We start from the raw sequence: 12,811 nt of genomic DNA, 5'->3' as shown, positions 1-12,811 counted from the left end.
CCGATGACTGGTCCGATGTGCACTGTCGGATGAGGAAGAGGGCCCGCCCCGGCCGGGACGGGCCCTCTCGAAGCCACTCAGCCCATGTGCGGGTAGGCGTGATCGGTCGGCGGAACGAACGTCTCCTTGATCGTCCGGGGCGACATCCAGCGGACCAGGTTGTGCCAGGAGCCCGCCTTGTCGTTGGTGCCGCTGGCCCGGGCGCCGCCGAACGGCTGCTGCCCGACCACCGCGCCGGTCGGCTTGTCGTTGATGTAGAAGTTGCCGGCCGCGTACCGCATCTTCTCCGCCACCTGGTCGACCACCCGGCGGTCGGTCGCGAAGATCGACCCGGTCAGCGCGTACGGCGCGATCGACTCGGCCTGGGCGACCACGTCGTCGAAGCGGGCGTCGTCGAAGACGTGCACGCCGAGGATCGGGCCGAAGTACTCGGTGGTGAACGTCTCGTGCGCGGCGTCGGAGCACTCGAACAGCGTCGGCCGGACGAAGTAGCCGACCGAGTCGTCGGCGGTGCCGCCGGCCAGGATCCGGCAGGAGTCGTCGCCCTTGATCAGCTCCAGCGCGGCGGTGTGGCGGCCGAACGCCTTGTCGTCGATCACCGCGCCGCCGAAGTTGCTGAAGTCGGTCACGTCGCCGTAGGTCAGCGAGTCCGCGGTGGCGGCGAGCCGGTCGCGCAGCCCGCCCTCCCAGATCGACCGCGGGACGTACGCCCGGGAGGCGGCCGAGCACTTCTGCCCCTGGTACTCGTAGGCGCCCCGGATCAGCGCGGTGTGCAGCGCGTCCACGTCGGCGCTGGTGTGCGCGACCACGAAGTCCTTGCCGCCGGTCTCGCCGACCAGGCGGGGGTAACCGCGGTAGCGGGCGATGTTGTCGCCGACCGTCTTCCACAGGTGCTGGAACACCTTTGTCGAGCCGGTGAAGTGGATGCCGGCCAGGTCCGGGTCGGCGAGCACCACCTCGGAGACCTCCTCGCCGCGCCCGGTGACCATGTTGATCACGCCGGGCGGCAGGCCGGCGGCCTCGAACAGGCGCATGGTGAAATGCGCCGCGAACTGCTGGGTCGGGGACGGCTTCCAGACCACTGTGTTGCCGAGCATGGCCGGCGCGGACGGCAGGTTGCCGGCGATCGCGGTGAAGTTGAACGGGGTGATCGCGTAGACGAAGCCCTCCAGCGGCCGGTGGTCGAGTCGGTTCCAGACCCCGGGCGAGGACAGCGGCTGCTCGGCCAGGAGCCGCCGGGCGAAGTGCACGTTGAACCGGAGGAAGTCGATCAGCTCGCACGCCGCGTCGATCTCGGCCTGGACGGCGGTCTTGGACTGGCCGAGCATGGTGGCCGCGTTGAGCGTGTCCCGCCAGGGGCCGGCGAGCAGGTCGGCGGCGCGCAGGAAGATCGCGGCCCGCTCCTCGAACGGCAGCGCCCGCCACATCGGAGCGGCGTCCTTGGCGGCCCGGACCGCGGCGCGGGCGTCGTCGTGGGTGGCGTGCCCGGTCACGCCGAGGACGTGCGCGTGCTTGTGCGGCTGCACCACGTCGATCGACGCGCCGCCGGCCATCCGCCGCTCACCGGCGATCGTCATCGGCAGCTCGATCCGCTCGGCGGCCAGCTCGGCCAGCCGCCGCTGGAGCCGCTCCCGGTCGGCGCTGCCGGGCTCATAGTTGTGAACCGGCTCGTTGATCGGCTCGGGTACGGAGAACACGGCGTCCATCACAGGCTCCTGGCGATCTCGACGGCGACGGCGAAACCGGACCCGCGGGCACCGGCCGGGCGGCCGGACGCCGGGGCGCCGCGGGGTGGGCGGCGGCGGGACCTGGCCCGATTCTGTCACGACAAGCCCTCGTCGGAAGCGCCTCCCTGGCACACCGGACGGCCAGCCCATCTCCGGACCGTAGGCCCCAACCCACCCCATCCCGACGAACCATCGGACAACAGCCCTCTTCTTCGAAGATTCGACGGCCACCACCGACCGATTGATCCACTCCACCTCCCACCCGAGACGGGCACGCCCCGACTCGCGGGTATCGGCCATTGATCCACTCCACCCCGGGGAAACGGCGGTATCCGAACCCTCCGGATGCCACCACATCGGCGAACTGCAGTCGATCAAGGCGCAGGCGGCCCGTCGCGGGGCCGCGAGCACCGTCCGACCTCACGACCCAGCCCTGCCTCAGGTTTCCCGCGCACCCCGCTCCTCGCGGAAATCGGCCACTGATCCACTCCACCCCGGGGAAACGGCGGTATCCGAGCCCTCGGGATGCCACCACATCGGCGAACTGCAGTCGATCAAGGCACAGGCGGCACGTCGCGGGCCGCGAGCACCGTCCGACCCCACGACCCAGCCCTGCCTCAGGTTTCCCGCACACCCCGCTCCTCGCGGGTATCGGCCACTGATCCACTCCACCCCGGGGAAACGGCGGTATCCGAGCCCTCGGGATGCCACCACATCGGCGAACTGCAGTCGATCAAGGCACAGGCGGCACACGGCCGCCCGAGGAGCGGTGGTGCGCCGCGTACCCTGGATGACCGGTGACCTGCCCGGCCCGGCGCGGGGAGATCCGGCGACCGTCGAAGGGAAGACGATGAGCAACCAGCCCGGCAGCTCCACGGCCGCGCAGACGGATCAACCCGAGGCCGTCGGGCCGACCACGGGCGACGGGGCCGCCGTCGAGACCTCCGCCGTCAAGGCGTCCTCCGGAGAGGCACCGACAGGCGAGGCAGCGTCGGGCGAGGCACCGTCGGCCGCGGCAGCGTCGGGCGAGGCACCAGCGGGCGAGGCACCGGCGGCCGAGGCTTCGGCGGGCGCGGCAGCATCCGGACATCCGCATGCGGACGAGGGCACCGTCACCGGCGGGCGGCCGGAGTTCGCCCCCGGCGCGCTCGTGCTCGCCCTGGTCTCGATCGGGTGGCTGGCCGCCATGCTCTGGTCGACCCGCGAGGCCATCCACTCGACCGCGGCCGGCGTCACCGCGATCAGCCTCTCCGCGTACGCGCTGCCCGGCGTCATCACCGCGGCGCTGGTCAGCGGGGCCACCGTCGCCCTGGCCGCGACCAACCGGCTGGGCCGGGCCACGCTGCGCTTTCTGGCCGCCGTCGGGACCGGCCTGGTGGTCGGGCTCCTCGCCGCGGTGGCGATCAACCTGACGTACGCCGACAACGCCACCACGAACACGATCGCCGGAACCACGGCGGCAGCCGCGATCATCGGCGGCGCGATGGCGGGCGCGCGTCAGGCCCGCGTGGTGGGCGCGATCACCGCCGCGACGCTCACCGCGCAGATCTTCGTGGTGCTGTTCAGCCGCGCCCGGGACCCGCTGTCCGATCTGTTCGGCGCCGGGGAGACCCAGCAGTCGGTGCTCGACGCCGCGAAGTGGGTCTCGCGTACCGAATCGCTGCTCGCCGGCCTGCTCGCCGGCCTGGCGGCGTACCTCTACCTGACCTGGTCCCGCCGCCGGGCCGAGCGCCGGGACGGCGTGGCGTCGCCGCTGCGCTGGCCGGCGTACCTGGTGGCCGGCGCGGGTGCGGGCCTGCTCCTGCTGCTCACCGAGGTGATCATCCGGATCGGCGGCCGCGGGCTGCTCGACCTGGCCGCAGCGCTCAGCGAGGCCGACGAGGTGGCGCAGACCGCGCTCGGCACCTCGCGGGTGGACAACGGGATCTGGGTGCTCTTCGTGGGCGCGCTGACCACGCTCATCGTGTTCGGCCGCACGCTCGGCCCCCGCCCGGTCGAGGACGAGACGGACGAGCCAGCGGCGTCCTGAGCGGCTGGCTCAGCCGGCCTCGCGCAGCAGCAGGTCCAGCTCGGTCACGTCGTACCACTCCAACTCGTGGTCCTCGGCACCGTCGACGGTGAACTGGGCGTCGGGGTCGCCGGCCTGGGCCTCGGCCACCACCTCGACGGCAGCTGCCACGTCCTCGACCGCCTCCGCGCCGTCCACGTGCAGCGCGGCGACCGACTTCACAGGTACGGGTCCGGCCGGCCGGACCACGCTCGACCCCAGCTCGCCGCCGACCCGTCCGACCGCCCGGGCGGGCAGGTCGGCCGATACGACAACCCGTCGCCGGGGCGCGGCGGAATCGCTCCGGAGCAGGAACAGCGCCTCCTGGGCGGCCCGGGTGAAGGCCACGTACTCCAGTTCCTCCTCGTCGCCCTCGGCGTACCACTCGCGCAGTTCCGGAGTGACCGCGTGCGCCGCCTCGACGGTCAGCCCTTCCTCGCGCAGCCGGGCGAGCATGGGTACGGTCGCCGGCAGGTACACCCGGACAAGCTCGTCGGTCACCGGTCACTCCCGCACTCAGGCCAACCGCCGGCGGACGCCGGCTCCGGGCGCCGATCATGCCGTACGCCAGGACCGTCATACACCCGGCACCCGCGCGGGTGAAGTCTCCCGCCGGTGTGTCAGGCGAACGGGCCTGGGGCGATGTCAGCCGGTGATGGCAAACTGAGGCAAACGAAGCCAACCCCGGGAGTCACCGTGGAGTCGAGGTTCCTGCTGCTGTCCGACGTCGCCGCCGAGCTGAACGTGTCGGACTCGCAGGTCTACCACATGGTCCGCAGCGGCGAGCTGCCGGCGATCAAGATCGGCGGCCGGGGGCAGTGGCGGGTCGAGCGCTCCCGGCTGGAGGAATACATCGAGCGGAAGTACGCCGAGACGGCGGAGTGGGTACGCGGGAACCCGCTCGGCGAGCGCGACGAGGAGTGACCACCCGAGGACCGTCGGCCATTGACGACGGTGATGCAGGTCCGGGAAGATGAAGCACTGTCGGAGGCAAACGAAGGCAAACGCAAGGATCTGAGATGGTCGACACCCGCCGTCCCCGCGCACCCCGCCCGCCGGTCCGTCTCCGGCCCGCCCCGCCACTCGATCCGCCGTGCACCGACGAGGACCCGGTCTGGAGCCCGCTAGGCCAGCTCGCGCTCGACCTCGCCGACCCGCGCCGCCGTGACCCCGCACGCGCGGCAGCACGCCCGGCCGGACGCGCCCCGGATCCGCCTCCGGCCTGGCCGCGCTGGTCCAGCTCACTCGACCGGCCGCCGACCCTCGCGCCGCCCCCGGGTGGCCTTGCCGCTCCGCCACCCGCCGCCGGCACGTCCGGGCCGGTGCGCACCACGCCCGGACCCACCGGCGCCACGCCCGGACCCAGCGGCACCACACCGGGACCTGGCGGCCCCACGCCCGGAGCCAGCGGCGCAACGCCCGGATCCGGCGGCGCAATGCGCGGATGCGGGGGTCCCACTTTCGACACCGGCACTCCCACCTCGGCGCTCGCTTCCGCCACGCCGGAAGGAGCGCGGGCGGCGTACCGGTTCGTCCGCACCTTCCTGGAGATCGTCAACGGCTTCCGGCCGCCCGGTCAGCTCCGGCCGCTCTGCCTGCCCGAGACCGTCGCGCCGGTGACGGCCGAGCTGACCCGCGCGGCACGCCGGGTGACTCCGGTCCGCCGCCGTACCGCCCGGCCGGCCCTGCTCCTGCGGCGGCTTCGGGTCTGCGAGCCCCGCGCGGGCGCGGTCGAGGCGACCGCCGTGTTCGTCGGCGCCCGCAGGCACGAGCTGGGCCGTCGCCCTGCGCCTGGAACGCCGCCGCGGCACCTGGCTGTGCCTGGTCCTCGACGTCCTCTGACCCGCGATCCGCCCTCCCCGCCCGGGGCACGCCACGCCACGGCCCTGCCTGCGCGATCTTGCACTTGCCGACCCCCGATACCGACACGAATCGGTCACCACAGGGGCCGCAACTGCAAGATCGCGGGAGGGAGGACGGGAGGGCGCGGGCGGGGACGGCGGGGACGGCGACGGGCCCCGGCCGGAAGGCCGGGGCCCGTCGGGCGCTTGTTCGGGGTCAGTTGCCGCCGTTGGGCGAGCCGTGGCAGCGCTTGTACTTACGGCCCGAGCCGCACGGGCAGGGCGCGTTACGGGACGGGCCCTCGCCGCCGTCGACCTGGCCCGGGGCGGCCCGCCGTGCGGTGCTCGCCGCGACCGCCTGGCCGCTCGCCCCGGCCGGCGCCCGGCGCGGCCCGGCGGCGGCAGGGCGCTCCGACTGCTGGCCGATGCCGAGCGCCGGCGCCTGCTGCTCGGGCCGCTCGATCACCGGGACGCCGCGACCGGCCTCGCCGTCCACCGCGGGGGCCGAGTATTGCAGGCCCTGCTGCTGCGGCGCGCGGTTGAGACCCTTGGCCCGGATCTCCACCGGCTTCTCCAGCAGCTCCACCTGCTCGGCCTCCGGCTCGGCCTCCTCGACCTGCACGTCCAGGTTGTAGAGGAAGCCGACCGTCTCCTCCTTGATGCCGTCCATCATGGAGGCGAACATGTCGAAGCCCTCGCGCTGGTACTCGATGACCGGGTCGCGCTGGGCGTACGCCCGCAGGCTGATGCCCTCCTGGAGGTAGTCCATCTCGTAGAGGTGCTCGCGCCACTTGCGGTCGATCACCTGGAGCAGGACCATCCGCTCGAGCTGGCGCACCGCCTCCTCGCCGAGGCTCTCCTCGCGCCGGTCGTACGCGGCGTGCGCGTCCTCCTTGAGGCGGGCGAGCAGGAAGTCCTGGTCGATGCCCGAGCGGGAGCCGACCTCCTCCTCCAGCTCCTCGACGGTGATGCCGACCGGGTACAGCTGCTTCAGGCTCGACCACAGCTGGTCGAGATCCCAGTCCTCGGCGTAGCCGTCGCTCGTCGCGCCGACCACGTACGCGGTCACCACGTCGTCGATCATGTTGCGGACCTGTTCGGACAGGTCCTCGCCGTTGAGCACCCGGAGGCGCTCGGCGTAGATCACCTGGCGCTGCTTGTTCAGCACCTCGTCGTACTTGAGGACGTTCTTGCGGATCTCGGCGTTCTGGCCCTCGATCTGGGCCTGGGCGCTCCTGATCTGGCGGGTGACCATCTTCGACTCGATGGGCACGTCCTCCGGGATGTTGAAGCGGTCCATCACCGCCTCGACCGCGCCGGCCCGGAAGCGCTTCATCAGCTCGTCCTGCAGCGACAGGTAGAAGCGGGACTCGCCCGGGTCACCCTGCCGGCCGGCGCGACCGCGCAGCTGGTTGTCGATCCGGCGGGACTCGTGCCGCTCGGTGCCCAGCACGTACAGGCCGCCGACGGCGGCGACCTCCTCCGCCTCGGTGTCGCACGCCTGCTTCCAGGTCGGGAGGATCTCCTCCATCGCCTTGGCGTACTCCTCCGGCTGCTCGACCGGGTCGAGCCCGCGCTGGCGGAGCTCGTTCGCGGCGAGGAACTCGGGGTTGCCGCCGAGCAGGATGTCCGTACCGCGGCCGGCCATGTTGGTGGCGACGGTGACCGCGCCCCTGCGCCCGGCCTGCGCGACGATCTCCGCCTCCTTGGCGTGGAACTTCGCGTTCAGCACCGAGTGCGGGATGCCGCGGCGGCGCAGCATGTGCGACAGGATCTCGGAGTTCTCCACCGAGACGGTGCCGACCAGCACCGGCTGGCCCTGCTCGTGCCGCTCGGCGATGTCCTCGACGACGGCGTTGAACTTGGCCTTCTCGGTCTTGTAGATGACGTCGGGCCGGTCGAGCCGGACCATCGGCCGGTGCGTCGGGATGGTCACGACGCCGACCTTGTAGACCTTGTTGAACTCGCCCGCCTCGGTCTGGGCGGTACCGGTCATGCCGGAGAGCTTCTCGTAGAGGCGGAAGTAGTTCTGGAGGGTGATGGTGGCCAGGGTCTGGTTCTCCTGCTTGATCTCCACCCCCTCCTTGGCCTCGATCGCCTGGTGCATGCCCTCGTTGTAGCGGCGGCCGTGCAGGATGCGGCCGGTGAACTCGTCGACGATCAGGACCTCACCGTCGTTGACGATGTAGTCCTTGTCGCGCTTGTAGAGCTCCTTGGCCTTGATCGCGTTGTTCAGGTAGCCGACCAGCGGGGTGTTCACCGACTCGTAGAGGTTGTCGATGCCGAGGCGGTCCTCCACCTTGGCGACGCCGCGCTCGGTGATCGCGATGGTGCGCTTGGCGTAGTCGACCTCGTAGTCGCCCTCGCCGTCGGTGCCGGGCTGGAGCCGGGCCACCAACGTGGCGAACTCCTGGTACCACCGGGCGGAGTGCTCGGCCGGACCGGAGATGATCAGCGGGGTACGCGCCTCGTCGATCAGGATCGAGTCGACCTCGTCGACCACGGCGAAGAAGTGGCCGCGCTGGACCAGCTCGTCCTTCGACCAGGCCATGTTGTCGCGCAGGTAGTCGAAGCCGAACTCGTTGTTCGTGCCGTAGGTGATGTCGCACTCGTAGGCCGCGCGGTGCTCGGTGGCGGGCCGGTTGGGCAGCACCACGCCGACGCGCAGGCCGAGGAACTCGTGCACCCGGCCCATCCAGGCGGCGTCGCGCTCGGCCAGGTAGTCGTTCACCGTGATGACGTGCACGCCCTTGCCGGCGAGCGCGTTCAGGTAGACCGGCATGACCGAGGTGAGCGTCTTGCCCTCACCGGTCTTCATCTCGGCGATGTTGCCGAAGTGCAGCGCCGCGCCACCCATCACCTGGACGTCGTAGGGGCGCTGGCCGAGCACCCGCGAGGCGGCCTCACGGCACACCGCGAACGCCTCGGGCAGCAGGTCGTCGAGGGTCTCGCCATCCTCGAGCCGCTCCTTGAACTGGTCGGTCATGTCGCGCAGCTCGTCGTCGCTGAGGTTGACGTAGTCGTCCTCGATCGAGTTGACGGCGGCAGCGATGGCCTTCAGCCGACGCACCATGCGGCCCTCGCCGGCGCGAAGGAACTTTTCCAGAATCGACACGGATCAACGCTCCCCTAGACGGTCTCGAACCATCGTAGGCGCTCGGAGGCGACGATGGTCACTGGTGGCGGCGGTCCGGGCTCCGGAACCCGACATAACGCCGCCACCGTGCGCCACCGGCCGCTAATCGGGTTACGCCGTGCGCGAACGATCCGGCACGATGGCTCGAATGGAGCCTGTGGAGATCATCGAGGACGGCCTGTTGCTGCGCCCCTGGCGCGCGGAGGACGCGGACGCGGTGCACCGTGCCTGCCAGGATCCGGACATCCAGCGCTGGACCACCGTACCTCGCCCGTACCTGCCCGGGCACGCCGCCGAGTTCGTGACCACGTTCAGCGCGACCGCCTGGGCCGAGGGCACCGGCGCCCCGTTCGCGGTCTGCGACGCCACCACCGGTGAGCTGCTCGCCTCGTGCGGCCTGGTCTCCGTGGACCGCGAGCTGGACTCGGCCGAGGTCGGCTACTGGACCGCGCCGTGGGCCCGGGGCCGGGGCGTCGCGGTCCGCGCCACCCGCGCGCTCGCCCGCTGGGCGTTCGACGCGCTCAAGCTGCGCCGGCTCACCTGGCAGGCCGAGATCGGCAACCACGCCTCCCGGCTCGTCGCGCTGCGCGCCGGTTTCCGGGTCGAGGGCGAGTTGCGGCTGGCCCACCCCGCCGAGGGCGGCCGTCCGGAGGGCTGGATCGGCTCGCTGCTCCCCGGCGAGATCGCCGCTCCCGGCGACCCGGTCCCCTACGGCCCGGACACGCTCCAGGCCCGCCGGGCGGCGGTCTTCGGCCGGCCGCAGCCGGTCCTGTTCGCCACAGCCGGGGGCACCGAGCTACGGCTGCGCGCGTTGGAGGAGCGCGACCTGCCCGCTGTGATCCGCACCTGCCAGGACGAGCAGACGGTGCGCTGGACCACCGTGCCGCATCCGTACCGGCCCGAGCACGCCGAGGGCTTCCTGCGCGACCTGGTCCGCCCGGCCTGGGCCCGGGGCACCGCCGCGACGTTCGCCGTGGCCGACCCGGACGACAGCTACGTCGCGTCGATCGACCTGCGCATCCTGCCCAACGACCCGCTGGTGGCCGACGTGGGCTACATGACCGCGCCGCACGCCCGCGGCCGGGGTTACCTGCCGGCCGCGCTCACCGCGCTCTGCGCCTGGGGTTTCACCACGCTCGGCCTGGCCCGGATCGAGTGGCGGGCCAACGTGGGCAACACCGCCTCGCGGCGGGCCGCCGAGAAGGCCGGCTTCGCCGTCGAGGGCACGCTGCGCGGCGGCGTCCAGCACCGCGGCGAGCGCCAGGACGCGTGGATCGGCGCGCTGCTGCCCGAGGACCTGGTGTGACCCCGGAGACGATCGAGGGGTACGGCGTCCGGCTGCGGCCGTGCCACCTCGCGGACGTGCCGGACATGGTGGCCGGGTGCGCGGACCCGGAGACCCGCCGGTTCATGCCCCTGCTGCCCGACCCGTACGACGCCGACGCGGCCCGCTTGTGGATCACCGAGGGCTCGCCGGCCGCGTGGGCGGCGGGCGGGGCCGCGTACACGATCGCCGACCCGGCCACCGACCGGCTGCTCGGCAGCATCGGTCTGAGCCGGCTCAGCGCGGAGCGGGCGAGCTACGAGATCGGCTACTGGGTGGGTCCTGCGGCGCGCGGCCGGGGCGTGGCCACCGCCGCCACCCGGCTGCTGACCGAGCGGGCGTTCGCCGCCGGGGCGGCCCGGCTGGAGCTGCTCACCCGCACGGAGAACGTGCCGAGCCAGCGGATCGCGCTCGCCTGCGGCTACCGGCACGAGGGGGTACGCCGGGCGGCGGGCGCGAGCGCGGGCGGCGTACGCGAGGATCTGATCGCCTGGGTGCGGCTTGCCGACGACCCGCCCGGGCCGGTCCCCCGTCTGCTGCCGGACCTGCCCGGCGGCCGGCTCACCGACGGCGTGGTGACGCTGCGCCCGGTGGAGCCGGCGGACACCGACGCGATGTACCGCCTGCATTCGCTGCCGGAGGTGGTGGCGAACCGGGTGCCGCCGGTGACGCCGCAGCGGGCGGCGCTGGCGCGGCGCTGCCGGCTGGCGGCGAGCCGCTGGCTCGCCGGCGAGGCCGCCGACCTGGCGATCCTCGACGCGGCCACCGGCACTGTCGTCGGCGGATGCGCGCTGTTCTACGACGAGCCGGGCACCGGGCAGGCCATGCTCGGCTACAGCCTGCTGCCCGAGGCGCGCGGGCGCGGGCTGGCCGCCCGTACCGTCCGGCTGGTCGCCGGGTGGGCGTTCGGCATCGGGGTGGCCCGGCTCTGGGCCGGCACCCGGCCGGACAACGTCGCCTCGCAACGCGTGCTGGAGCGGGCCGGTTTCCGGCGTGAAGGGCTGCTGCGCGGGCGGCTGCCCGGCCCGGACGGCACCCGGGTCGACTCGGTGGTCTACGGCCGGCTCGCCACCGACGAGAACTGAGGACGGGCCCCCGCGCGTGCGGGGGCCCGTCTCACCGGTCAAGGGGTCACGCGTCGAGCTGGATGATCCCGTAGTCGTACGCGTGCCGCCGGTAGACCACGCTCGGGCGGCCGGACTCCTTGTCCTGGAACAGGTAGAAGTCGTGGCCGACCAGTTCCATCTGGAACAGCGCGTCGTCGACGGTCATCGGTTCGGCGGGGTGGACCTTCGCCCGGGCGATGTGCCACGGCTGGTCGTCGGGTTCGACGTAACCGTCCTCGTCGGGACGTTCGGCGACAGCGGTGGCGGCGCCGTGGCCGTCGCGCGCCGCCAGGCCGGGCCCGTCGAGGTCGGCCACCGGCAGCCCGGCGGTCGCGGCGGCCACGGAGATCGGCGCGTGCCGTCCCCGGTGCACCCGGCGGCGGTCCGCAGCGCGGCGGAAGCGGGTGTCCAACTTGGCGATTGCGGCGTCGAGCGCGCTGTAGAAGTCGCTCGTGCAGGCCTCGGCCCGGATCACCGGGCCGCGCGTGACGCAGGTGATCTCCACTCGCTGGCAGTGGTCCGCCTGGCGTGGATTGCGCTCGTGGAACAACTCGACGTCCACGCGAATGAGCTTCTGGTCGTAGCGTTCGATCTTCGCGAGCTTCTCGGCTACGTGCACCCGGTAATGGTCCGGCACTTCGACGTTACGGCCCTTGACCACGATGTCCACGTGACCTCCCTTGTTCGGACGGTCGTTCGGTCCGGAGAATCCGGTCGACCCGCCCGGGAGGGCCCCGCTCGGCGTCGACCGGTGGTGTTCGGCTACGCCTCCTTCCAGCGCCGGGGGAAGGTTGGCATCCTCTCTACCCCCGACACCGAAACGCTAACTCCTGTACCGCCAACCGTCACCCCTGGTTGCCGAAAGGGGTTGCGGAATTTAACACCTCATACACCATGGGGTGAAACGGATACACGAAGCGTCACCGAAGGTGCCGCTTTTGCGTTGCGGCGAGCACGGCCGCGGCCTTTGGCGTCATTCCCGCGCGGTGCAACATCCGGCTCACCGCCGCCAGCGTCGCGCCGGTGGTGACGATGTCGTCGAGCAGCACCACCGTCCCGGCCGGCCGGTGCCCGGCAGGCGGGCGGCGCAGCCGGAACGCGGCCTCGGCCGCGGTGGCCCGTCCGGCGCTGTCGAGCGTCACCGAGTCGGGCCGGGGCAGCGCCCGCAGCGGTCGCAGCACGCGTACCGGCCAGCCGGCCGCGCGCAGCCGGGCCGCCGCCGGACGGACCAGCCGGTCCAGGTGGTCGCCGTAGCGGGCCCGGGCGGCGCGGGCGGTGTCCGGCACCGCCACCAGCGTCACCGGGCCGGGCTGCCCCACCGCCTCGGCGACCACCTCCGCCAGCAGCGCGCCCAGCGGCCGGGCCAGCCCGTGCCGGCCCCGCTCCTTGTACGCGAGCAGCGCCTCGCGCAGCGCCCCGCCGTACGGGCCGAGCGCGACACAGGGCGGCAGGCCGGGTGGGGCCGGATCGGGCCGGGCCGGCTCGGGACGCAGCGACTCCAGTTCGCGTACGCAGCCGGGGCAGAAGCCCTGCCGCAGCCGCGCCGATCCGGTGCCGCAGCCGGCGCACCCGGCGGGCAGCACCAGATCGGTCAGGTCCGACCAGAGCCCGCCCAGGTCACGCACGGACG

General features: G+C 72.9%; 9 protein-coding genes and 2 pseudogenes. 6 read left to right on the top strand and 5 right to left on the bottom strand.

Annotation, left to right across the window (positions count from 1 at the left end; all coding sequences use genetic code 11):
* Positions 1-77 precede the first annotated feature (77 nt).
* Complete coding sequence (gene pruA, locus MicB006_RS05270) at positions 78-1,706, bottom strand: L-glutamate gamma-semialdehyde dehydrogenase (RefSeq protein WP_116504217.1); 1,629 nt, start codon at positions 1,704-1,706, stop codon at positions 78-80.
* A gap of 871 nt (positions 1,707-2,577) precedes the next feature.
* Between pruA and MicB006_RS05265 the strand changes: the two genes are divergently transcribed.
* On the top strand, positions 2,578-3,756 hold the full coding sequence (locus MicB006_RS05265) for a hypothetical protein (protein WP_116511186.1): 1,179 nt from the start codon (positions 2,578-2,580) through the stop codon (positions 3,754-3,756).
* Positions 3,757-3,765: 9 nt separating this feature from the next.
* Here the strand turns inward: MicB006_RS05265 and MicB006_RS05260 are convergent, their stop codons facing one another.
* On the bottom strand, positions 3,766-4,275 hold the full coding sequence (locus MicB006_RS05260; RefSeq protein WP_116504215.1) for a hypothetical protein: 510 nt from the start codon (positions 4,273-4,275) through the stop codon (positions 3,766-3,768).
* A 195-nt stretch (positions 4,276-4,470) separates the two neighbouring features.
* On the opposite strand from MicB006_RS05260, the gene MicB006_RS05255 reads away from it, so the two are divergent.
* The 3 genes and pseudogenes from MicB006_RS05255 to MicB006_RS32230 form a co-directional block, all read left to right on the top strand.
* Positions 4,471-4,698 carry a helix-turn-helix domain-containing protein gene (locus MicB006_RS05255; protein WP_030501414.1) on the top strand — a complete coding sequence of 76 codons (228 nt, stop codon included), beginning with the start codon at positions 4,471-4,473 and terminating at the stop codon, positions 4,696-4,698.
* Positions 4,699-4,793: 95 nt separating this feature from the next.
* Positions 4,794-5,033: pseudogene (locus MicB006_RS32720) on the top strand (hypothetical protein); the annotation flags it as partial.
* 177 nt (positions 5,034-5,210) lie between these two features.
* Positions 5,211-5,483: pseudogene (locus tag MicB006_RS32230) on the top strand (Rv3235 family protein); the annotation flags it as partial.
* A gap of 349 nt (positions 5,484-5,832) precedes the next feature.
* Here MicB006_RS32230 and secA read toward each other — a convergent pair.
* Positions 5,833-8,730: a preprotein translocase subunit SecA gene (secA, locus tag MicB006_RS05245; protein WP_116504213.1), complete on the bottom strand. Its 2,898-nt coding sequence runs from the start codon at positions 8,728-8,730 to the stop codon at positions 5,833-5,835.
* Between the two features lie 169 nt (positions 8,731-8,899).
* Between secA and MicB006_RS05240 the strand changes: the two genes are divergently transcribed.
* Together MicB006_RS05240 and MicB006_RS05235 are read left to right on the top strand one after the other, a co-directional pair.
* Positions 8,900-10,057, top strand: a complete 1,158-nt coding sequence (locus MicB006_RS05240; RefSeq protein ID WP_116504211.1) for a GNAT family N-acetyltransferase — start codon at positions 8,900-8,902, stop codon at positions 10,055-10,057.
* Positions 10,054-11,160, top strand: coding sequence for a GNAT family N-acetyltransferase (locus MicB006_RS05235; RefSeq protein ID WP_116504209.1), 1,107 nt, complete (start codon positions 10,054-10,056; stop codon positions 11,158-11,160). Before MicB006_RS05240 ends, MicB006_RS05235 begins: the two co-directional genes overlap by 4 nt.
* Positions 11,161-11,206: 46 nt before the next feature.
* Here the strand turns inward: MicB006_RS05235 and hpf are convergent, their stop codons facing one another.
* The gene (gene hpf, locus MicB006_RS05230) at positions 11,207-11,851 is read right to left on the bottom strand and encodes a ribosome hibernation-promoting factor, HPF/YfiA family (RefSeq protein WP_073824654.1); all 645 of its coding nucleotides are present in this window, start codon (positions 11,849-11,851) and stop codon (positions 11,207-11,209) included.
* Between the two features lie 250 nt (positions 11,852-12,101).
* Positions 12,102-12,806, bottom strand: coding sequence for a ComF family protein (locus MicB006_RS05225; protein ID WP_116504207.1), 705 nt, complete (start codon positions 12,804-12,806; stop codon positions 12,102-12,104).
* Between the last annotated feature and the right edge of the window lie 5 nt (positions 12,807-12,811).

This window comes from Micromonospora sp. B006 (assembly GCF_003408515.1).
GTDB classification, from domain to species: domain Bacteria; phylum Actinomycetota; class Actinomycetes; order Mycobacteriales; family Micromonosporaceae; genus Micromonospora; species Micromonospora echinospora_A.
The sequence above is the reverse complement of the archived record's forward strand: the minus strand, read 5'-3'. Positions and strand labels throughout refer to the sequence as shown.

Bases quoted from the DNA above. Each gene is read 5' to 3' on its own strand.
- MicB006_RS05265 (WP_116511186.1), top strand. From the start codon at position 2,578: ATGAGCAACCAGCCCGGCAGCTCCACGGCCGCGCAGACGGATCAACCC.
- MicB006_RS05240 (WP_116504211.1), top strand. From the start codon at position 8,900: ATGGAGCCTGTGGAGATCATCGAGGACGGCCTGTTGCTGCGCCCCTGG.
- pruA (WP_116504217.1), bottom strand. From the start codon at position 1,706: ATGGACGCCGTGTTCTCCGTACCCGAGCCGATCAACGAGCCGGTTCAC.